The organism is Sutterella wadsworthensis 2_1_59BFAA, assembly GCF_000297775.1.
In the GTDB taxonomy this organism is placed as follows: Bacteria; Pseudomonadota; Gammaproteobacteria; order Burkholderiales; family Burkholderiaceae_F; genus Sutterella; species Sutterella wadsworthensis_A.
Window position 1 is genome coordinate 174,020 of sequence record NZ_JH815513.1, and the last position, 19,698, is coordinate 193,717.

Genomic DNA, 19,698 nt, shown 5'->3' on the forward strand with positions numbered 1-19,698 from the left:
TTCTTACGAGAATTGCGTTTGGTGTTCGTGTTCATTGGATGCACCCGTTTGGCGGGCTCCGATTATCCCATGGACACAAAATTTCTGACGCTCTCCGGATGATGTGGTTGATGAGCTCGTTAAACTGTGCTTGCCCTTCTCCCACAAGAAGAACGGGCTCGCAGTTCAGGCTGGACGTCCGTACATGCGATTGGAGATGATGGTCCGCCTCCACCTCCTGCAGATTTCTCTCAATTATTCGGACCTCCAAATGGAGGTGTACCTGACGAGCGACGTAGCCGCGCGGCTCTTCTGTCGAGTGCCTTCTGGGCGAACCACCGCTTTGCTTCGCTTCCGGGGAGTGTCAGGATTGCTGTGTCTGGGGAGGTTATTCCAGGGGCAGCCCAACGAGGCTGCCCTTTCCTTTTTGTGATGTAGTCTGCCAGACCTGATGCGATAGCAGGGGATATGGTGGAGGGGCCCGCGCGGAGCGCGGGAGGATCCTCCTTAGCCCCCACTATCGCGCGCCGCGAAGCGGCAGGCGCGTTAGCTTACTCCATGACACCAGTAAACCGCTCACCAAACAGCAGAGCGAACTGGGGCATGGCAGCAGACCACTTGGGCGTAGCACGTTTCCAGGAGGCCGTGAAATTCATGATGGCCAGATAGATCAGCTTCTTGGCAGCCTCTTCATTGGGGAACAGAGTGCGCGTCTTGATTACCTTCCGGACAGCTCGGTTGAGCCCTTCAATCGAATTGATCGTATAGATCTGCGTACGGATCTCAGGCGCGAACTGGATGAACGGGATCACCTGTGCCCAGGCCCGTTCCCAGATTTGGATGATGGCAGGGTACTTTTTGTCCATGGTCGTATTCCTAAAACGCTCCAGAGCACGTTCTGCAGCGTCGGCATCCACTGCTTGATAGATGGGCTTGAGCTCCTTGCACACGGCCGCTCTGTCCTTCTGAGAAACGAATGATGTCGGCGCGAATAAGGTGAACGATGCAGGTCTGATGGAGGGTCTGTGGATAGACGACCTCTATAGCTTCAGTCATGCCCTTCAGGCCATCCGTAACGGCGATGAGAATGTCCTCAACGCCTCGGGCCTTCAGCCCCTAAAGACGGTCACCCAGAAGCTTGCACCCTCATTCTCGGCGATCCACATGCCCAGAACCTCACGCGTACCGTCTGTTCGCACCCCAATCCCGAGATGAACGGCCATGTTCTTTACAGCTGCGCCACTGCGGATTTTGACTCGGAGGGCGTCAAAGAAAGCGACCGGATACACACTTGCGAGCGGGCGATTCTGCCACTCCTGGACGTCTTCAAGCACCCTGTCGGTAACCTTGCTGACGTAGTCGGGGCTGATGTCCACACCGTAGAGATTGTCGATGAAGCCTGGATGTCACGGGTGCTCATGCCTCTGGCGTACATGGCGATGATCTGCTCGTCCATTTTGCCGAACGACCGGCTGTGCTTGGGCACGATGATTGGGTCGAAAGTGTTTTTGCGACCGCGCAGAACGCTCAGTGGCAGAGGACCATACTCGGTCTTGAGGGTCTTGTGACTAAAGCCGTTGCGCTTGTTGGGGACCTGGAGAAGCTCGTCAGCATCAACTTCTTCAGGAGGCGCTTCGGTGGGCTGACAGCCGGTGAGATGTGCATCCATTTCTCCCTGCAACATGGCTTCGACAAAGCGCTGGGAGAAGGTACGTACGGCCTCGGAGAAGGCTTCGGGACCCAGGGAGCGGCCCGATGTTCGAAGCTCGGAAACGTACTGTTCGATGTGGTTATCGAGGGGATTGGTGGACTTCTTACGAGAATTGCGTTTGGTGTTCGTGCTCATTGGGTGTGCCCATGCCAAGCAAACCAAAAGAGCCCGTTCGCAGTCGAACAGGCTCTTTTGGACGGTTGTCAGTGGTTCACATTCCTGACTGATCAGAGACGCGCGATCGTGGACATCACGCCGGTGACCTTGTCTCCGATCGAAACGGTGATCTCGGCGTCGAGCGGCAGATAGACGTCAACGCGAGAGCCGAAACGGATGAAGCCATAACGCTCGCCCTTTTCGAGACGTTCGCCCACCTTGGCATAGCAGAGGATGCGACGGGCAACAAGGCCGGCCACTTGGACGAAGGTTACGCTTCGCCCCTCGTCAGTCGTGACGCGAACGGCGTTGCGCTCGTTATGAGTCGAAGCCTTGTCAAGATCGGCGTTGAGGAAGAGACCGGGCTTGTAGACGATCTCCTCGACGCGACCAGCGACGGGGGACTTCTGGCTGTGGACGTTGAAGACGTTCATGAAGATCGAAATCATCATCGCATCCTCGCCGGTAAGAGGATCCTGAGCTTTCTGGACCTTGCAGACGCGGCCGTCGACCGGGCTCAGCACGGCCTTCGGATCGGTGGGAAGTTCACGGGCCGGATCGCGGAAGAACTGAACGCAAAAGACAAAGAGGACGAGCGAGAGGAAGGCGAGGAAGTTCCAGTCGAGAAGCCAGAGCACGGCCGTGACGGCGAACGTGCCGATGATGAAGGGGCGCCCTTCACGGGCGAAGAAGGGATGCGGATAGATTCGCGAGTTCAATTCGATCTCCGGAGAGAGCTTGTGGAAAGTGCGCCCATTTTAATGAAAAAAGCCGTCTTGTGCGCGGATTTCGGCTGAACGAAGGCGCCGGCCGCCCCTTCGGGCGTCCGGCACGGAGATTCAGGGGCTTGAGACGAACCCGGCTCAGCGGGGCAACCGGGCCTCGACCGTCACGGTGAGCGATACCTCGGCCGTGCCTGCGATCACTGCAGGCGCAACGTTTGCCGAGGCGCGCTCGGCCTTCATCATGGGGGCCGCGTAGTAGCGAGGGCCGCCCGCGCTGTGCGACCCGATGCGCACCGAGGCGACGCTCACGTCGGAGGACTTGCGGCCGATCGACTCAGCAACGATTCCCGCCTGCCGGAGCGCATCGGCTACGGCGGCCTTGAGGAGCTCGTCTCGCTGGGCGCGCTCGGCCTTGTCGGAGACGCGGAAGGTGATGCCCTCGTAGTTCATGTGGCCGACGACGGCGGCGAGCACGTCCGAGACGACGCTCACGTCACGCACCGTAACGCGCAGGGTCTCGCGGGCCTCCCAGGCTCCGATCTCGGAAACCTCGCCTTCCTTGGCACGGGTATAGACGGGATTGGTCGAGAGCCCCGTCGTCCCGACGTCGATCTTGTCGCTGAAGCGCTTGAGCGCCTCGATCGCCGCGTTGCCGCGCTTGGCCGCATCGTTCGAGGCCGAGACCGCATCGGGCCTGCGGCTTTCGGCCGAAAAGAGAATGACGGCCTCGTCGTTGGCGACGGTCATGCTCGCCTCGCCCTGCATCGAGATCTGGACGGGCGCCGTCATCGGATTCTGCCCTTCGGCGAGGACGGGAGCGGCTGATGCGACGCAGACGGCGGCTGCGCTGAGGGCAAGAACGGTCTTCTTCATTCGAGGTTCTCCTTGTTGAGTCACGGCAGCGAATGCCGTTTCTTTCATTATGAGTTCCAGCGATACCCTTTCGCAGGCACGTTTGCAACGATTTATTGAGGAGCATCCCCGGATTTTCCGCCTGCGGACCTGAAGGGCACGCCCGCGCCCTGCGTTTTTCGAGCCTGCGCCGCTCCGAAAACGCCGCTTTCTCTGCCCGCCGTTTGATCCCATCGGCGACACCTTAGCCTTTTTCCCTAGTTGCAAACCCGTCCGACCTGTTACGATTCTTACAGTCAGGCAAAGTCCTCACGCGCGTCGTCCGCCCAAAAAAGCAGCAGAAGCCTCATGAGCAAACTGCAACCGGGACACCGCTTCCGAAGGACCTGTCGCATAAAAGAGTCAATCAGGCGGCATCAAGACCGCCTCTGCCTTCCGCGCGCCTCCCGATGGGGCGGACTGCGGATCAAGGAGTGTACTTATGTCCGGAGAACAGCGAAAGACCTGGACGAGCCGAATCGGCTTCGTGCTCGCCAGCGCCGGTGCTGCCGTGGGTCTGGGGGCCATCTGGAAGTTCCCCTACATGGCGGGCACGAACGGCGGCAGCGCCTTTCTCTTCCCCTACATCCTCATGACCTTCACCGTGGGCGCCGCCCTGCTGATCGCCGAAGTGGCGCTCGGCCGTGCGGGCCGCGGCGGCATCGTGACGGCCTACCGCAACCTCGCGGGCCGCGCCTGGGTGCCCGCAGGCTATCTCGGCGTTCTCACGGGCTTCCTCGTCCTGTGCTTCTATTCGGCCATCGGAGGGTGGACGCTCGCCTACTTCGCCGAAGCGGCCACGGGCTCGGGCCTCATCACCGACCAGGCCGAGCTCGGCAAGCACTTCGGCAGCTTCGTCTCCGATCCCGTCCAGGCACTCGGCTTCCAGTGGCTCTTCCTGCTGCTCAACGGCCTCATCGTGGCGCTCGACGTCACGAAGGGCATCGAGCGCATCTCCAAGTTCCTGATGCCGCTCCTCTTCGTGATGATGCTCGTGCTCATCGTGCGCGGCCTGATGCTCCCCGGCGCCATAGGCGGCCTTGAGTTCCTCTTCAAGTTCGATCCCGACGCCTTCACCTGGAGCGCCCTGCTGCAGGCCATGGGCTTCACTTTCTTCTCGCTGTGCGTGGGTTGCGGGTGCATGCTCACCTACGGCTCGTACCTTGATCAGAACTCGAACCTCGTCAACGGCTGCCTCTGGATCACGTTCCTTGCGGTCATCGCCTCCATTCTCGGCGGCCTGATGATCATGCCGAGCGTCTTCGCCTTCGGACTCGACCCGTCCGCAGGTCCCGGCCTCACCTTCATCACGATGCCCGCCGTCTTCGCGCAGCTTCCATTCGGTCAGGTCTTCGCCGTGATCTTCTACCTGTGCATCGCGGTGGCGGCCATCACGTCGTCCGTCTCGATGATCGAGATCGTCGTCGCCTTCCTCGTCGACGAGCACAAGATGAAGCGTGCGGGCGCGGCCATGCTCTCCACGCTCGCGCTCGCCGTCGTCGGCGCCCTGCCCTGCCTCTCGTTCGGCAAGCTCTCCGACGTCACCTTCTTCGGCGGCAAGACGATCTTCGACCTCTTCGACTTCTTCACGAGCAACATCTCCCTGCCCGTGGGCGGCCTGATCATCCTGTGGCTCGCAGGCGTCAGATGCTGGCCGCAGATCCGCGAGAACATCACGCGAAACACCTCTCTCTCCGAGGGCGCCGTGAAGTTCCTCCGCCTCATGATGATCGGCTTCTCTCCGGTCCTCGTGCTTGTGGTGCTCGTCTCGGGCCTTGTCTGACGGCCCGCGGCGACACCGCACCCAAACACAACCCGCGGCGGTCCGGCTCCAGAAAGCCGAACCGCCTTGACCATTAGAAATACAAGCAAAAAAAATGACAGAACGTTCAGTATGGGGGTCCCGCCTGGGGTTTATTCTCGCGAGCGCAGGCTCCGCCGTCGGTCTCGGTGCCATTTGGAAGTTTCCCTACATGGCTGGCACGAACGGCGGCTCCATCTTCATGCTCCCCTACATCTTCTTCACCGTGACGATCGGCCTCACGCTTCTCATCGGCGAGATGTGCATGGGCCGCTCGGTACGCGCAGGCGCCGCAGGCGCCTTCCGAAGGCTCGGCGGTCCCTTCACGGGCATCATCGGATACATCTCCGTGCTCACGGGCTTCCTCGTGCTCGCCTTCTACTCCGTGGTGGGCGGCTGGTGCGTCTACTACATGATTCAGGCCTTCATGGGCAACGGCATCATCAACGATCCGTCCATGATGCGCGGCGCCTTCGAGTCCTTCGCCTCCTCCGACGTCGCCCCCGTGCTCTCGCACCTCACCTTCCTCGGCGCCACCGCCTTCGTCGTCTACTTCGGCGTTGAAAAGGGCATCGAGCGCGTCTCCAAGGTCCTGATGCCGCTCCTCTTCTTCATGATGCTCATCCTCATCGTGCGCGGCCTCATGCTCCCCGGCGCCATGAAGGGAGTCGAATTCCTCTTCAAGCCCGACCTCTCCGCCTTCACGGGCGAGTCGCTGCTCAACGCGATGGGCTTCGCCTTCTTCTCGCTCTCCGTGGGCTCGGGCTCCCAGATGAACTACGGCAGCTACCTCAGCGACCGCGTTCACCTTCCGTCGTCCGTCTCCTGGATCGTCTTCCTCGCGATTCTCTCGGCCATTCTCGGCGGTCTGATGATCATGCCCGCCGTCTTCGCCTTCGGCCTCTCGCCCGACGCTGGCCCCGGCCTCACCTTCGCGACGATGCCCGCCGTCTTCGCGCAGCTCCCGTTCGGCCACTTCTTCGCGATCACCTTCTACGTGTGCCTCTTCGTTGCGGCCCTCACGTCCTCGATCTCGATTCTGGAGATGTCCGTGCAGTTCCTCCACGACGAGTTCAACATCAGCCGCCCCGCCGGCGTCACGATCACGGGCTCGATCCTCGCCGTTCTCGGCACGCTCTGCGCGCTCAGCTTCGGCACGCTCTCGCACGTGACGATCTTCGGCAAGAGCTTCTTCGACTTCTTCGACTACCTCACGTCCAACATCGGCATGCCGATCGGCGTGATCGGCATCGCCATCGTCACGGCCTGGCTCGCCTGGCCCACGACCGTGAACCAGCTCTCGCTCGTCAAGCCCGTCTCCGGCTTCTTCCTCAAGAGCTACCGCGTGATGGCCGGCATCTTCGCACCGATCCTCATCCTCATCGTGATGCTCAAGGGCCTCGGCGTCTTCTGAGTCCATTTGACCTCATTCCAATAAATTCCACGCCGTCAGGCCACCCGATGCGAACGGCGGGCAAAAAGCACAAGATCGGAGTCCAACCCAATGTCTGAAAACCAAACCACCACAAGCTGGGGCTCCCGCCTCGGCTTCATTCTTGCAAGCGCAGGCTCGGCCGTCGGCCTCGGCGCCATCTGGAAGTTCCCGTACATGGCGGGCACGAACGGCGGCTCCGTCTTCATGCTGCCCTACATCTTCTTCACCTTCACCGTCGGCATCTCGCTGCTCGTGGCCGAATTCGCCATGGGCCGCGCCGGACGCGAGGGCCCGATGGCCTCGCTCACCAAGGTCTGCGGCAGGGGCTGGGGCTTCTTCGGCGGCGTCGGCGTCTTCACGGTCTTCCTGATCCTCTCGTTTTACTCGGGCGTGGGCGGCTGGTGCATCAAGTACATGGTCGACGCCGTCATCGGCCGCGGCCTCATCAGCGATCCCGAACTCCTCGGCACGCACTTCGGCGCCTTCGTCTCCGACGGTTCGATGAGCTTCCTCTACATGATGATCTTCCTCGGCATCACGTCCGTCGTCGTGCTCCGCGGCATTCAGGGCGGCATCGAACGCGTCGCCAAGGTGCTCATGCCCGCGCTCTTCATCCTGATGCTCATCATCATCGTGCGCGGCCTCACGCTGCCTGGCGGCCTCGCCGGCCTCGAGTACCTCTTCGCGCCCCGCTGGGAGGACTTCAACGCCTCCGCGCTCTTCAACGCGATGGGCTTCTGCTTCTTCTCGCTCTCGCTCGGCGCCGGCACGATGATCACCTACGGCTCCTACCTGAGTCCCAAGGCCGACCTTCCGGGCGCAGTGGGATGGGTCGCCGTCCTCGCCATCATGTCCTCGATTCTCGGCGGTCTGATGGTGCTCCCCGCCGTCTTCGCCTTCGGTCTTGACCCGAGCGCCGGCCCCGGCCTCACCTTCGTGACGATGCCCGCCGTCTTCTCGAAGATGCCGCTCGGCCAGCTCTTCGCCGTCATGTTCTACGTCTGTCTCGTCGTTGCGGCCCTCACCTCGTCCGTCTCGATGCTCGAAGCCTGTACGGCGCTCCTCACCCGCCAGTTCAACATGCGCCGCACGCCGGCCATCCTGCTCACCGTCGCGAGCTGCACGGTCGTGGGCCTTGCCTCCACACTCTCCTTCGGCGTCTGGAGCGACGTCAAGTTCTTCAACAGGACGATCTTCGACATCCTCGACTACGTCACGTCCAACGTCGGCATGCCGCTCTCAACCTTCGGCATCGCCATCGCTGCCGCCTGGGTGGCATGGCCCACGATGAAGCGCGAGCTCACGGCCGCCCGCCCCGTCTCCGAGTCAGGCCTCTGGTTCATCCGCATCATGATCGGCGTCGTCAGCCCGCTCTTCGTGCTTGTCGTCGCCGGCGGCAGCCTCTGATGACCGAGGATTCCGCACGCCGCCTCGTGTACGCGGTGCTCGCACAGGAGTACCGCGCACACAGGTCGCTCTGGATCGGCACCCTGTGCCTCGCGCTCGGCGCCGCCATGATTTCGGGCCTCGTCGTCGACGGGGCCTCCTCACTTCGAAACGCCGCGAGCATCGTCATCGTCCTCGGCGCCCTCTATCTCATGGTCCTCCTCGTACTCCGGCAGGAGCTTTCAGCCCGCTCGGCAGGTCTGCCGCCCGACGAGGCCATCGCCTTCCGCAAAGGCCTCACCTCGGGACTTCTCCGTGCGTGCGCACCCGCCGTCTTGGCTATCATTGTGTGCAGTACGGCGCTTCTCGTCCTCTGATCCTTCACACCACGGGACGGACGCCGGCTCTCGCCCCCCCTGTGCGGGAGCCTCACGCAGAGGAATCAGAACCATGTCCCCCAACCGCATCATCGTCGCCCGTTTCTCCCCGACGGGCCGCACCCGCCGCCTTATGAGCATGATCGCTCAGGGCCTTGCAGGCACCGCCCTTCCCGTCGAGGAGCTCGACCTCACCGACCGCTGGGAACGCGAGGAGGCCCGCACCTTCGGCAAAGGCGATCTCGTCTTTCTGGGCGTACCCGTCTACTTCGGCCGCGTGCCCCTTCCGATGCAGTCCCTCGCCAAGTGGACGGGCAACGGTGCGGCTGCAGTGCCCGTCGCCGCCTACGGCTGCCGCGCGCATGAGGACACGCTCCGCGAGCTCGCAGCCGTGCTTCGCGCCGCGGGCTTCGTCGTGCCCGCAGGCGCGGCCTTCCCCGTCGAGCACAGCCAGTTCCCCGAGTTCGGTGCAGGCCGTCCCAACGAAGCCGACCGCTTCTCAGCGGGCGACTTCGCACGCAGGGTGTTCGAGGCGCTCAGGGACGGCACGGCGAGGTTCGCCCCCGAATTTCCGGGCGAAGGGGAGCTCCGTCCCTATCCGAAGACCGGCTTCGTGCCCATGCCCGACCCTGTCTGCCGCATGTGCGGCCGCTGTGCCGAGGTCTGCCCGATGGACATCATCGATCCCTTCAGCATGCGCGTGAAGGATCCCTCGCAGTGCATCGGCTGCCGCGCCTGCATCGACGCCTGCCCCGACAGCCACCGCAACTTCCCCGAGCCCGTCCTAGCCGCCATGGCCCAGGTGCGCGAGCGCATCCGCCCCGCCTGCGAGGCTCCGAAGTTCCCCGAATTCTTCTTCTGACAACGCATTCTCCTCCGATGACGACCAGGCATCTCACCATCACCGACATCGCCTCGACGGGCGCAGGCATCGCCTACGAGGACGGACTCCGCGTCTTCGTGCCGGGGGCGCTCCCCGGCGACGAGGTCACCGCGGAGGTCGATCCGCCCGCACGCGGCACGCGATCGAGCGTCGCCCAGTACGTGAAGATCACCCGGAAGAGCCCCTGGTGGGCCGCCTCCCCGTGTCCCGCCCATGTGGCCAGGCCCGCCTGCGGCGGCTGCGCGCTCGGCAGCCTCACTCCAGAGGGCCAGGCCGTCGTCAAGCGCGGACTGCTCGAAAGGGCGCTCTCCGAATCGGGCGTCGAAGCCCCCGAGCCCCTGCCCCTCGTCGAGGCGCCGCACGACGCCGAGGCGTTCACGCAGGGCTTTCGCAACAAGGCCGTGCTCTATCCGGGCGTCGATCCCGAGGGACGCTGGTACTTCGCGATGTATGCTCAGGGCTCGCACTTTCCCGTGCCCGAATCCTGCTTCTGCCCGCAGACGCCCGAGTGGATGGCCAAGGCCGCCGAAACCGCGGCCCGCATGCTCTCGCTCTCGGACCTCTCTCCCTGGAACGAATCGCACCGCGAGGGCGACGTGCGCACGATCGTCATGAGGGACGGCGTGGATTCAGAGAAGCCGCAGCGCCTCTTCACGCTCTGCGTGCACGGCGAGACGCCCGAAGTCAGGATCTTTGTCGGGAAGCTTGCGAAGAAGCTCATGGAGGAAGGCATCACGAGCGTCTTCCTCAACCTGCACCCGACGCCCGGCAATGCGGTGCTCGGACGCCACAGCCTGCACGTTGCGGGCACGGACGGCATCGAAACGACGATCGGGGGGCTGCGCTTTACGGTGCGTCCCGAAACCTTCCTGCAAGTCAATCCGGGACAGACGGAGAGGCTCTACGCCATGGCGCTTGAGTGGGTTGCGCCCGAAAAGGACGAGGTCCTGCTCGACCTCTACTGCGGCGTGGGCACGATGACGCTCCTTGCCGCCCGCACCTGCGCGAAGGCCGTGGGCGTCGACATCGTCGCCGCCTCGATCGAGCGCGCCAAACTCAACGCCAAGCGAAACGGCATCGAAAACGCCGTCTTCCACGCGGGTGCGGTCGAGGACGAGCTGCCCCGTCTCATCGCCTCGGGCATCAGGCCCGCCGCGGCCATTCTCGACCCCGCCTTCAAGGGGCTCGAGGAGACGGTGCCCGCCATGCTGACGGCCCTGCCGCTCACGCGATTCGTCTATGTCTCCTGCAACCCGAAGACCTTCGCGCGCGATGCGGCAAAGTTCATCGAGCTCGGCTGGCGCATCGAGAGGCTCGCGCCCGTGGACCTCTTCCCGGGCGCACTCCACGTCGAGACGGTTGCGAAGTTCGTCCGCGACGCTCAGCCTCGGTAAAGACCTTCTCTGAAGCGCTCGGGATTGAGGAAGAACTCTAGCGCCTTCTCCTCCCTGCGCGTGCAGTAGAAGTCGGGCAGGCTGTCGCGCACGACCTTGCCGTAGCCCTTGTTGAGGATGCGAGGGTCGCAGATGACGAGCATGCCCCTGTCGCCTTCCGAGCGGATGAGGCGTCCCGCACCCTGCTTGAGCGTGATGACCGCCTCGGGCAGCGTGATCTCGTCGAAGGGACGCCTGCCCGAAGCCTCGACGGCGCGACTTCGCGCCATCATCACGGGATCGTTGGGCGGCGCGAAGGGAATCTTGTCGATCACGACGAGCGAAAGCGCCTCCCCCTTGACGTCGACCCCCTCCCAGAAGCTCATCGAGCCCACAAGCACGGCGTTGCCGTGCGCCCTGAACTCTTCGATGAGGCGCATTTTGGGACCGTCGCCCTGAACGAAGAGCGGATAGGGATTCCCGTTGGCCTCGAGCCTCGCCTGAAGCTCGTCCGCCGCGGCCCTCACGGCCGCGAGCGACGTGCAGAGAACGAACGTGCGTCCGCCCGCCGCGTTGATGAGCGGCCAGACCTTTTCAATGACGTTGTGCGTGTGCACCGCCGTGTTGTTCGCGGGCGGCGGCATCTGCGGCAGATAGAAGCACCCCTGTTCCCAGTAGTTGAAGGGGCTCTCCCACGTGCGCTCGACGCATTCGCCGATGCCGAGCCTCTGCTTGAAGAGGTCGAACCTGCCCGCGCTCGAAAGCGTGGCCGACGTGAAGACCCAGGCGCCGCCCTCGCGCTCTCGCATCTCGCGAAATTCCTCCGCAAAGGAAAGCGGCGTCAGGTTGAAGCGAATGCCGTGCTGGCTCACCTCGAGCCAGCGCACCTCTGCGTCCGCTCCGGAAGCCGCACCCGCTTCGGGCCCTGCTTCTCCCCCAACCTCGGCATCTCCGGCGGCTTCACCCTCGGAAGCCTCATCGGCCGCACCGTTGCGGCACTTCACGAAGATGGCCGTCCAAGCCTCCATCTGTTCCATGAGCTCGGCATGACGCTCGGCGAGCGTGTCGAGCTCATTGTCGCGGCCCTCATTGGCCCTCATCGCCTCGCCCATGGCCGCAAAGGCCGCGCGCAGGCGCTCGAAGCCAGGATAAAGCTCGCCGAAGCCCTCGATCTCGTCGACATCGAGCCTCTCGCCCTCGGCAAGACCGATGCGCTGGGCGTCGAGCCTGAACTCGCGCCCCGCCTTGAGCACGCGGTCGTAGAGGATCTCCCACTCGGCGCCGTCGTTGCACTTCGTGCGGCCGAGCCTGCGGGCCTCCATCGAGACGTTCTCGACGTCATAGGTCGAGAAGCTCGTGCCGAAGAAGCTCGAGGCGATGCCGGGCAGCTGGTGCGCCTCGTCGATCACCGTGAGTGCCGCCTGCGGCAGCATGCCGTCGATCGCATCGGACTCGCGCTTGAGGGCCATCGAGCTCAGATAGAGATGGTGGTTCACCACGACGACCTGACTCTGCATGGCGTCCTCGCGGGCCTTCTTGACGAAGCAGTCGTCGTAGTTCGGACAGCGGTCCTTGCCGAGGCAGTTTTCGCGCGTGCTCGTCACGAGGGGCCAGAGGCGGTCGTCCTCGGGCACGTCGGGGAGTTCCGCTCGGTCGCCCGTGCGGCTGACCGCCGCAAAGCGCTGGATCTTCCTGAGCTTCAGATAGGAGTCCTGCTCGGGGAGCCTGCCTTCGGAGGCCGTGAGTTCGAGGCGGAAGTGGCAGACGTAGTTGGCGCGTCCCTTGAGAAGCGCGACCTTGACGGGCACGCCGAGCGCATCGCGCAGGGCGGGAAGGTCCTTGGCGCAGAGCTGGTCCTGAAGCGACTTGCCTGCCGTCGAGATGACGCAGGTCGCGCCTGCAAGAAGCGCGGGCGTCAGATAGGCGAAGGTCTTGCCCGTGCCCGTCCCCGCCTCGGCGACGAGAATGGTCTTCTCCTCGACCGCGCGGGCCGCCTCGACGGCGAACTCGCGCTGCCCCTCGCGCACGCAGAAGCCCTTGACGGCCTTCGTGAGCGGGCCCTTTTCATCAAAGGCGAGTGCAACTCGCTCGACAAGCGGCGTCGAGGCGTCCCAGAGACGCGGATTTATTTCAGCAGCAACCATCTCTTTCCTTCGACTCAGAAATACTTCTTGAGGCCAGAGTCCTTGTTCTCCCTGGACTCCTCATAGCGCTTCTGTGCGGCGCGACGCTCCTCGAGCGTCTTGTTGAAGTTCGCCTGCCGCGCCTCGCGGCTCGCCTTGCGTTCGGCGGCGGTGGCCTCGGCCTCCTCAAGGCGCTTCTTCGCCTCGGCCTGCTTGGCATTGAAGGCCGCAATGTTGGCGTCCTCCTGAGCCATGCGCTCGGCCGCCTCGGCCCTGCCCGCCTCAACGTCAGCCGCCGTACGGCCGAGATGTCCTTCAATGGGACTTGACGGAGCCTTCACGCGGCTCTTCACCCTGATGGGATCGTGGCGCTCCTCCGCCTTTCTGGCGGCCCTCGCCTGCTTTTCCTCGTAGGCACGGACGTTCGCCTCCTCAAGGGCCCTGCGCTCCTCGGCGCGGCTCTGCTTGGTCTTCACCTCCTCGGCGCGCGACTCGCTGCGGCTTTCGGGAGACTCGGTGGAGCCGCCGAGCTTCATGGGCTGCTTCACGTTCTGCTTCTGGCTTTCCTGACGGGCCCTGCGCTGCTCGACGCGGTCGAGGCGGATCATCTCGTCGGCCTTGAGGCGTACGCTACGGATCTCCTTCTCACGCTCGTGATGCAGGTCCCTCGCGTCCTTGATGCAGGCGTTAACGAGAAAGCGCGTGTGGCACCAGTCCTTCATGACGTCGAGCGCACCGTCGATCTCCTTCTGCCTGGCCGAACCCGCCTCATTGGCGGCCTTTGCATCCTCAACCGTCTTCAGGGCGGCCTCGGGCGACCAACGCTCGTAGTAGGAGCGGTCGGCGAGCACCTTCTGCGCCGCCTCCATGCGGACCTCGAGCTCGGACTTGTCGGCGGCCGAAGCGGCGACAGGCGCCAGCACGGCGGACGCCATCAGAGCGGAAAGAAGATAAGTGCACGGCTTGTTCATAGAAACTCGGCGCAGAAACCTCTGTCTTCTGACAGAGGAGGAAGCGCCGTCCTCCTTGATAAGTTCGGTTAAATGGGTGCCTCTCTTTTCGAGAAGCGTGAGCTTCCTGTAGCTGATGCCGGAAGAAAGCTTTACGCCGTCCAGCCTCCGGACATCGAAGCAACCGGACGATCTTCGGCCGAAGATGAAGCCGGTTTGCCCAAGACATCTCACCTTGTCGAAGAGCCTGAAGTTCTTGACCATATGCGGTGTTTGGTTGAGCTTACGGTATCCGATCTTCGTTCCGTCTTCAAGCGTCTGCAAGAGTATCGTGCATTTGTGAATCTGACGGTTGTGCTTGCGCATCTGCCGCTGATGGAGGCAGACGCCTCTTCGTACGGCCTTGAGGTTCCCCGCGATGCAGCAAGCATCGACGCAATGCGCCTTGGGGAGTCCCGGGGTGATGCGCGTGTTCTTCGTCAGATAGCCGCAGGTGTTCTCAACAGGCAAGCCGGGATGCGCCTTGCGCACGCGATCGAGCAATGTCCAACGCACGATGTCCATGAAGGCTTCCGCTCTGAACGAATGAGCGCGCTTGACCTTCAACTTGATCTTCCCTGCGTGACAGGCCTTGTGGCAGATCTCGCAGAGCGTGATCAGATTGTTGGGGGCATCGCCGCCGATTTAACGGCTTTCGAGGTGGTGCACGTTGAGGATCTTGTCCTTCGAATGACCGTGACAGTGCTGGCAAAAGTGACCGTCTCGGGAGTGTCAGGATTTCTGTGTCTGGGGAGGTTATTCCAGGGGCAGCCCAACGAGGCTGCCCTTTGTTTTTTGTGATGCAGTATGCCAGACCTGATGCGATAGCGCGGGTAGTCTAATCATACCCCTTGTCTTACTCCATGGCACCTGTAAAGCGCTCGCCAAACAGCAGAGCGAACTGAGGCATGGCAGCAGACCACCTGGCTGTAGCACGCTTCCAGGAGGTCGTGAAATTCATGATAGCCAGGTAGATCAGCTTCCGGGCTGCGTCCTCACTAGGGAATAGAGTGCGCGTCTTGATCACCTTCCTGACAGCGCGGTTTAGCCCTTCAATCGCATTGGTCGTATAGATCAGTGTACGGATCTCTGGCGGGAACTGGAAGAACGGGATCACTTGCGCCCAGGCGCGTTCCCAGATCTGGATGATGGCTGGATACTTCTTGCCCATGTCCGTGCTTCCAAAACGCTCCAGAGCGCGTTCTGCAGCGTCGGCATCCACTGCCTGGTAGATGGGCTTCAGCTCCTTGCATACGGCCGCCCTGTCCTTCTGAGAGACGAATGAGGTGGATGCGCGGATAAGGTGGACGATGCAGGTCTGGTGGAGGGTCTGCGGATACACGGTTTCAAGAGCCTCCGTCATGCCCTTCAGGCCGTCCGTAACGGCGATGAGGATGTCCTCCACGCCTCGGGCCTTGAGCCCGTTGAACACGCTCGCCCAGAAGCTTGCGCCCTCGTTCTCGGCGATCCACATGCCCAGAACCTCACGCGTACCGTCCGTGCGAACACCAATCCCGAGATGAACAGCCATGTTCTTTACGGCTGCGCCGCTGCGGATTTTGACTCGAAGGGCGTCGAAGAAAGCGACGGGATACACACTTGCGAGCGGGCGATTCTGCCACTCCCGGACGTCCTCAAGCACTCTGTCAGTAACCTTGCTGACGTAGTCGGGGCTGATGTCCACCCCGTAGAGGTTGTCGATGAAGGCCTGGATGTCACGGGTGCTCATGCCCCTGGCGTACATGGCGATGATCTGCTCGTCCATCTTGCCGAACGAGCGGCTGTGCTTGGGCACGATGATCGGGTCGAAAGTGTTCTGTCGGTCGCGCGGAACGCTCAGCGGCAGAGGACCAAACTCGGTCTTCAGGGTCTTGTGGCTAAAGCCGTTGCGCTTGTTGGAAAGCTGGGGAAGCTCGTCAGCGGCGACCTCTTCAGGAGGCGTTTCAGTGGGCTGACAGCCTGTGAGATGGGCATCCATTTCTCCCTGCAGCATGGCTTCGACGAAGCGTTGGGAGAAGGTACGGACGGCCTCGGAGAAGGCTTCGGGGCCCAGCGGGCGGCCCGATGCTCGAAGCTCGGAAACGTACTGGTCGATATGGTTATCGAGGGGGTTGGTGGACTTCTTACGAGAATTGCGTTTGGTATTCGTGTTCATTGGATGCACCCGATTGGCGGGCTCCGATTATCCCATGGACACAAAATTTCTGACGCTCTCGACCGTCTCTAAAGATAACGTATTCAAGCACGTTCCAAAAGCCGAGCAGATCGCCCTGCTGATAGTCCGTGCCTTCAACAGTCGTATTTTTGATCTTCTGAATGTCGAACGATGCCGTCTCAATCACGATCATGATTAAGGCCCTGCGCCCGCATTCCCGCCAGAGACGGCTCGGCCCGCATTTTCCGGGAGAAAGTTCGGGCCGAAAGACTGGATCGGGTCAGGCGCGGGAGCGCCCGGCGGATTCTCGTGCGTCAGAAGACGGTCACGACCTCGTCCATGGGCAGGCGGGACTTCGGACGGGCGGCGTTGCTGTCCTCGGGCAGGCGGTAGCCGAGGCTCACGGCACAGACGGTGCGCAGGCCCTTTTCAGCGAGTCCGAGGCATTCGTCCATCTTAGCCATGTCGAGGCCCTCGAGGCAGGTCGAGTCGATGCCGCGCTCGGCGGCGGCCCAGAGCAGGAAACCCATGGCGATGTAGGCCTGGCGCGTCTCCCAGGAAAGGAGCTCCTCCTGCGTGACCTGATGCAGCCCCACGAAGTGGCGGCGTCCCGCATCGGCGGCACCCGAAGCCGCATCCTCGGCCGTCACGCGGCCGTCGGCGAGCTCCTGAGCGACGAGGCGGCGGAAGCGCTCCTCGGTGAACTCCACGGGCACCGCGAAGACGACGAGATGGCTCGCATCGGCCACGCGCGGGCGGTTGAAGTCGAGCACGGCCGGCATCACGCGGGCCTTGCCTTCGTCCGTGCCCGTCACGAAGAAGTGCCAGGGCTGGGAGTTGACGGAGGACGGCGACAGGCGGAGAACCTCCATGAGGTCCGCGATGTCGCGGTCGCTGATCCTGCGGGCCGGATCGTAGTGTTTGGTCGTGTAGCGCGTGCGCACAAGCTCGACGATGTCCATGATGTTCACCTCTTTTGAAAAGTGCCGCAGGGAGGGGCTCCCGACGGTCTGTTTTCCATTCTATGACGAAAGTCGCCTCGCGCAGAGTCCCTGCAAGAAGCGGTTGCAATCGTCCGGAAGCATCAGTCCGAAAGGATGAGGCGGATGTGCAAAACGCGGCCCGTCCTGAACGGAGCCGCGTTTTTCGCGTGGTGTCGGGCGCCCTTACGCCTCGGCGGGCACGGGGCTGCGGGTAATCCTCACTCGCTCGATGCGGTGGCGCGAGACGTCGGTCACCTCGAAGACGAGGCCCGCCTCCTCAAGCCTGTCCCCCTTGGCGGGGAGACGGCCCATCCTGTCGAGGAGAAGACCCGCGAGCGTCACGTACTCGCCGTCGACGCTCATCAGGCCGTCGACGCCGCAGGTCTGCTCGACGAGGAAGAGCTCGACGCTGCCCTCGGCGCTCCAGCCGCCTTCAACCGCCTCGATCGAGAGCCTGTCGCCCTCGTCGGGGAAGTCGCCCGCAATGGCCTCGAGGATGTCGTGGGAGGTGGTGAGGCCCTGGATCACGCCGAACTCGTCCGTGACGAGCACGAGCGAGGCCTGGGAGCTCTTGATGTCCTGCATGAGGCGGATGACGTTGATCGTCTCGGGCACGGTGAGCGGCTGGCGCTCGGAAGCGCAGCGCACGAGCGCCTCGGGCGAGGGCTCCATGCCGATGAGGTCCTTGGCCTTGACGACGCCGATCACGTTCTCAAGCGTGCCGTCGCAGACGGGGAAGCTGCTGTGCGGCATGTCCTGCACGCGCTTCATGTTCTCCTCGAAGCTGCGGCGGGAGTTGAGCCAGGCAATCTCGCTTCTCGGCGTCATGATGGTCTTGATGTTGCGGTCGGCGAGCGTGAGCACGCCCTCGACCATCTGGCGCTCCTCGCGCCCGAAGCTCTCGTGAACGACACGGTCCTCGGTCGCCTCTTCATCATCCCTGCGCGGTTGGCGAGACATCAGGCGCACGATGGCGTCCGTCGTGCGCTCGCGGAACGGCACGCGGTCGAGGTTTCTCGAGGCATTGCGCGCGGCAAGCTGGTTGAAGAATTCGATGAGGATCGAGAAGGCGATCGCAGCGTAGAGATAGCCCTTCGGAATGTGGAAGCCGAGCCCCTCGGCGATGAGGCTGCAGCCGATCATCAGCAGGAACGAGAGGCAGAGCACCACCACCGTCGGATGACGGTTGACAAAGTCCGTGAGCGGACGGCTCGCGGCAATCATCACGATCATGGCGATCACGACGGCACTCATCATCACGTAGAGGTTGTCGACCATGCCGACGGCGGTGATGATGGAGTCGAGCGAGAAGACCGCGTCAAGAAGCAGGATCTGGGCGATGACGACCCAGAAGCCGGCCCTGCCGCTGCCGTGCTTTTCCGAGTGCGGCAACGCCTCGAGGCGCTCGTGCAGCTCGGTCGTGGCCTTGAAGAGCAGGAAGAGGCCGCCCCCCAGAAGGATCAGGTCCCTGAACGAGAACGGGTGCCCCCAGACGGAGAAGACGGGGTCCGTGAGGGCCACGAGCCACGACATGATGGAGAGAAGGCCCAGACGCATCGCGAGCGCAAGTCCGAGGCCCACGTAGAGGGCCTTGTCCTGCTGTGAGGCGGGAAGCTTTTTCGCGATGATGGCAATAAAGACGAGATTGTCGATCCCGAGGACGATTTCAAGAACGACAAGCGTAAGAAGACCGACCCAGATGGTCGGATCAAGCAGAAATTCCATGTGCAATTGAGGGATTAAGCACCCGACCCGCGGATGCCCGGAGCGCGACCGCAGGCTTTCCTGATAGAGAAGCGCACGATGACGGACGCGTCCGATAAAATTACCATACTTTCATCGGTCGTCAGTCCCCCACAGCGACCTTATTCACGGCCCAGCAACATTCTGAAAAGATCTTCATGCCGCTTACCGAACGCCTGAGCAGCCGCGTGGCTGCCGAAGCCCTTGCCCTGGCAGGTTCCGAACCGAGGGGCGTCCCCGCCGTCATCGACACCAACGTCGTGCTCGACCTCATCTACTGGGAAGACCCACATTCTGAGGACTTGAGACGAGCCCTCGAGGAGGGACGCATCCATGCGCTGCGCTCGGGCGAGGCGGTCATGGAGCTTGCGGAAGTGCTCTCGCGCCCCGCGTTCACGGGCGACGAGGACGAGGCGGCGAGACTCGCAGCGCTCTGGTGCTCGATGAGCGTGCCCGTCGACGAGGAGAAGATCAGGGAGGCGGCCGACATCATCACGGTCCAGTGCAGGGACCCCCTTGACCAGAAGTTCTTCACGCTCACGCTTGCGGGCGGCGCAAAGCTTCTTGTGAGCAAAGACAAGCTCGTGCTCAAGGCCGGCCGCAAGATGAAGCGATACGGCGCCTGCGCCTTCCGTCCCGAAGAGACGGCGGCGAGGCTCGACGCGCTCAGCTGAGCGCGTACTTCGCCATGGCAATGACGTTGACGATGATCCAGAGGGCCACCATGGCGAAGGCGACGTAAAGCGCACCGCGCATGAACTTTCGCAACATGTACGACTCCAAAAAAACAGAGGAAGAAAAAGGCCGATCATTTTAGCCGTTTCCACTCCGTCTGAGAAGCCCCCGTTTCGTGTCCCCCAATCCCGTCGGAACCACCTAGAGAATACACCTTAGCCTGTGCCGCAGGCCATCCGCCGAGTCTCCCTAACCAACTTGACGCGCATCAACGAACCACGAAATCGTCCGAAACGATACGAAATTCCACCAA

Annotated in this window: 17 protein-coding genes and 1 pseudogene; 9 read left to right on the forward strand and 9 right to left on the reverse strand. The window is 62.8% G+C overall.

Annotated elements, in window-relative coordinates; all coding sequences use genetic code 11:
* Positions 1-184 precede the first annotated feature (184 nt).
* Positions 185-412: a transposase gene (locus HMPREF9465_RS13975; RefSeq protein WP_038006020.1), complete on the forward strand. Its 228-nt coding sequence runs from the start codon at positions 185-187 to the stop codon at positions 410-412.
* 118 nt (positions 413-530) lie between these two features.
* Here HMPREF9465_RS13975 and HMPREF9465_RS13980 read toward each other — a convergent pair.
* The 3 genes and pseudogenes from HMPREF9465_RS13980 to HMPREF9465_RS00685 all read right to left on the reverse strand — a co-directional run bounded on the left by HMPREF9465_RS13980 (position 531) and on the right by HMPREF9465_RS00685 (position 3,444).
* Positions 531-1,825 (reverse strand): annotated as a pseudogene (locus tag HMPREF9465_RS13980) (IS256 family transposase).
* Positions 1,826-1,917: 92 nt separating this feature from the next.
* Positions 1,918-2,565, reverse strand: a complete 648-nt coding sequence (locus HMPREF9465_RS00680; protein WP_005433148.1) for a phosphatidylserine decarboxylase — start codon at positions 2,563-2,565, stop codon at positions 1,918-1,920.
* Positions 2,566-2,709: 144 nt separating this feature from the next.
* Positions 2,710-3,444: an SIMPL domain-containing protein gene (locus tag HMPREF9465_RS00685; protein WP_005433149.1), complete on the reverse strand. Its 735-nt coding sequence runs from the start codon at positions 3,442-3,444 to the stop codon at positions 2,710-2,712.
* 460 nt (positions 3,445-3,904) lie between these two features.
* On the opposite strand from HMPREF9465_RS00685, the gene HMPREF9465_RS00690 reads away from it, so the two are divergent.
* The 6 genes from HMPREF9465_RS00690 to rlmD all read left to right on the forward strand — a co-directional run bounded on the left by HMPREF9465_RS00690 (position 3,905) and on the right by rlmD (position 10,738).
* Positions 3,905-5,245: a sodium-dependent transporter gene (locus HMPREF9465_RS00690; RefSeq protein ID WP_005433151.1), complete on the forward strand. Its 1,341-nt coding sequence runs from the start codon at positions 3,905-3,907 to the stop codon at positions 5,243-5,245.
* Between the two features lie 94 nt (positions 5,246-5,339).
* Positions 5,340-6,677 (forward strand): sodium-dependent transporter, encoded by a 1,338-nt coding sequence (locus HMPREF9465_RS00695; RefSeq protein WP_005433153.1) that lies wholly within the window; start codon positions 5,340-5,342, stop codon positions 6,675-6,677.
* A 90-nt stretch (positions 6,678-6,767) separates the two neighbouring features.
* Positions 6,768-8,105 (forward strand): sodium-dependent transporter, encoded by a 1,338-nt coding sequence (locus tag HMPREF9465_RS00700; RefSeq protein WP_005433155.1) that lies wholly within the window; start codon positions 6,768-6,770, stop codon positions 8,103-8,105.
* Entirely contained in the window at positions 8,105-8,461 is a 357-nt protein-coding gene (locus HMPREF9465_RS00705; RefSeq protein ID WP_005433157.1) for a hypothetical protein, read from the forward strand. Before HMPREF9465_RS00700 ends, HMPREF9465_RS00705 begins: the two co-directional genes overlap by 1 nt.
* Before the next feature lie 73 nt (positions 8,462-8,534).
* Positions 8,535-9,323: a 4Fe-4S binding protein gene (locus tag HMPREF9465_RS12070; RefSeq protein WP_005433159.1), complete on the forward strand. Its 789-nt coding sequence runs from the start codon at positions 8,535-8,537 to the stop codon at positions 9,321-9,323.
* Positions 9,324-9,340: 17 nt separating this feature from the next.
* A complete protein-coding gene (gene rlmD, locus HMPREF9465_RS00715; RefSeq protein WP_005433161.1) occupies positions 9,341-10,738 on the forward strand; it encodes a 23S rRNA (uracil(1939)-C(5))-methyltransferase RlmD in 1,398 nt (465 codons plus the stop codon).
* Here the strand turns inward: rlmD and HMPREF9465_RS00720 are convergent.
* Together HMPREF9465_RS00720 and HMPREF9465_RS13025 are read right to left on the reverse strand one after the other, a co-directional pair.
* On the reverse strand, positions 10,726-12,861 hold the full coding sequence (locus tag HMPREF9465_RS00720) for an ATP-dependent DNA helicase (RefSeq protein WP_005433163.1): 2,136 nt from the start codon (positions 12,859-12,861) through the stop codon (positions 10,726-10,728). The genes rlmD and HMPREF9465_RS00720 overlap by 13 nt on opposite strands.
* A 14-nt stretch (positions 12,862-12,875) precedes the next feature.
* Positions 12,876-13,811 carry a hypothetical protein gene (locus HMPREF9465_RS13025; RefSeq protein ID WP_155994184.1) on the reverse strand — a complete coding sequence of 312 codons (936 nt, stop codon included), beginning with the start codon at positions 13,809-13,811 and terminating at the stop codon, positions 12,876-12,878.
* 72 nt (positions 13,812-13,883) lie between these two features.
* On the opposite strand from HMPREF9465_RS13025, the gene HMPREF9465_RS13030 reads away from it, so the two are divergent.
* Positions 13,884-14,630, forward strand: a complete 747-nt coding sequence (locus HMPREF9465_RS13030; RefSeq protein ID WP_155994185.1) for a hypothetical protein — start codon at positions 13,884-13,886, stop codon at positions 14,628-14,630.
* A 55-nt stretch (positions 14,631-14,685) separates the two neighbouring features.
* Here HMPREF9465_RS13030 and HMPREF9465_RS00730 read toward each other — a convergent pair whose 3' ends face one another.
* The 4 genes from HMPREF9465_RS00730 to HMPREF9465_RS00740 all read right to left on the reverse strand — a co-directional run bounded on the left by HMPREF9465_RS00730 (position 14,686) and on the right by HMPREF9465_RS00740 (position 18,692).
* The gene (locus tag HMPREF9465_RS00730; protein ID WP_005433166.1) at positions 14,686-15,984 is read right to left on the reverse strand and encodes an IS256 family transposase; all 1,299 of its coding nucleotides are present in this window, start codon (positions 15,982-15,984) and stop codon (positions 14,686-14,688) included.
* Positions 15,953-16,177 carry a hypothetical protein gene (locus HMPREF9465_RS13585; protein ID WP_005433171.1) on the reverse strand — a complete coding sequence of 75 codons (225 nt, stop codon included), beginning with the start codon at positions 16,175-16,177 and terminating at the stop codon, positions 15,953-15,955. The genes HMPREF9465_RS00730 and HMPREF9465_RS13585 overlap by 32 nt, the downstream gene beginning before the upstream one ends.
* Positions 16,178-16,298: 121 nt before the next feature.
* Positions 16,299-16,946: a nitroreductase family protein gene (locus HMPREF9465_RS00735; RefSeq protein ID WP_005433173.1), complete on the reverse strand. Its 648-nt coding sequence runs from the start codon at positions 16,944-16,946 to the stop codon at positions 16,299-16,301.
* A 204-nt stretch (positions 16,947-17,150) separates the two neighbouring features.
* On the reverse strand, positions 17,151-18,692 hold the full coding sequence (locus HMPREF9465_RS00740; RefSeq protein WP_005433175.1) for a TerC family protein: 1,542 nt from the start codon (positions 18,690-18,692) through the stop codon (positions 17,151-17,153).
* 176 nt (positions 18,693-18,868) lie between these two features.
* Here HMPREF9465_RS00740 and HMPREF9465_RS00745 point away from each other — a divergent pair, with 176 nt between their 5' ends.
* Positions 18,869-19,384, forward strand: a complete 516-nt coding sequence (locus HMPREF9465_RS00745; RefSeq protein WP_005433177.1) for a PIN domain-containing protein — start codon at positions 18,869-18,871, stop codon at positions 19,382-19,384.
* The last annotated feature ends 314 nt before the right edge of the window (positions 19,385-19,698 follow it).

What these genes read in the sequence shown, in the direction of transcription:
- HMPREF9465_RS13975 (WP_038006020.1), top strand. Translation starts at nt 185, where the DNA reads ATGCGATTGGAGATGATGGTCCGCCTCCACCTCCTGCAGATTTCTCTC.
- HMPREF9465_RS00685 (WP_005433149.1), bottom strand. Translation starts at nt 3,444, where the DNA reads ATGAAGAAGACCGTTCTTGCCCTCAGCGCAGCCGCCGTCTGCGTCGCA.
- HMPREF9465_RS00690 (WP_005433151.1), top strand. Translation starts at nt 3,905, where the DNA reads ATGTCCGGAGAACAGCGAAAGACCTGGACGAGCCGAATCGGCTTCGTG.
- HMPREF9465_RS00695 (WP_005433153.1), top strand. Translation starts at nt 5,340, where the DNA reads ATGACAGAACGTTCAGTATGGGGGTCCCGCCTGGGGTTTATTCTCGCG.
- HMPREF9465_RS00700 (WP_005433155.1), top strand. Translation starts at nt 6,768, where the DNA reads ATGTCTGAAAACCAAACCACCACAAGCTGGGGCTCCCGCCTCGGCTTC.
- HMPREF9465_RS00705 (WP_005433157.1), top strand. Translation starts at nt 8,105, where the DNA reads ATGACCGAGGATTCCGCACGCCGCCTCGTGTACGCGGTGCTCGCACAG.
- HMPREF9465_RS12070 (WP_005433159.1), top strand. Translation starts at nt 8,535, where the DNA reads ATGTCCCCCAACCGCATCATCGTCGCCCGTTTCTCCCCGACGGGCCGC.
- rlmD (WP_005433161.1), top strand. Translation starts at nt 9,341, where the DNA reads ATGACGACCAGGCATCTCACCATCACCGACATCGCCTCGACGGGCGCA.
- HMPREF9465_RS00720 (WP_005433163.1), bottom strand. Translation starts at nt 12,861, where the DNA reads ATGGTTGCTGCTGAAATAAATCCGCGTCTCTGGGACGCCTCGACGCCG.
- HMPREF9465_RS13025 (WP_155994184.1), bottom strand. Translation starts at nt 13,811, where the DNA reads ATGAACAAGCCGTGCACTTATCTTCTTTCCGCTCTGATGGCGTCCGCC.
- HMPREF9465_RS13030 (WP_155994185.1), top strand. Translation starts at nt 13,884, where the DNA reads ATGGGTGCCTCTCTTTTCGAGAAGCGTGAGCTTCCTGTAGCTGATGCC.
- HMPREF9465_RS00730 (WP_005433166.1), bottom strand. Translation starts at nt 15,984, where the DNA reads ATGAACACGAATACCAAACGCAATTCTCGTAAGAAGTCCACCAACCCC.
- HMPREF9465_RS13585 (WP_005433171.1), bottom strand. Translation starts at nt 16,177, where the DNA reads ATGATCGTGATTGAGACGGCATCGTTCGACATTCAGAAGATCAAAAAT.
- HMPREF9465_RS00735 (WP_005433173.1), bottom strand. Translation starts at nt 16,946, where the DNA reads ATGGACATCGTCGAGCTTGTGCGCACGCGCTACACGACCAAACACTAC.
- HMPREF9465_RS00740 (WP_005433175.1), bottom strand. Translation starts at nt 18,692, where the DNA reads ATGGAATTTCTGCTTGATCCGACCATCTGGGTCGGTCTTCTTACGCTT.
- HMPREF9465_RS00745 (WP_005433177.1), top strand. Translation starts at nt 18,869, where the DNA reads ATGCCGCTTACCGAACGCCTGAGCAGCCGCGTGGCTGCCGAAGCCCTT.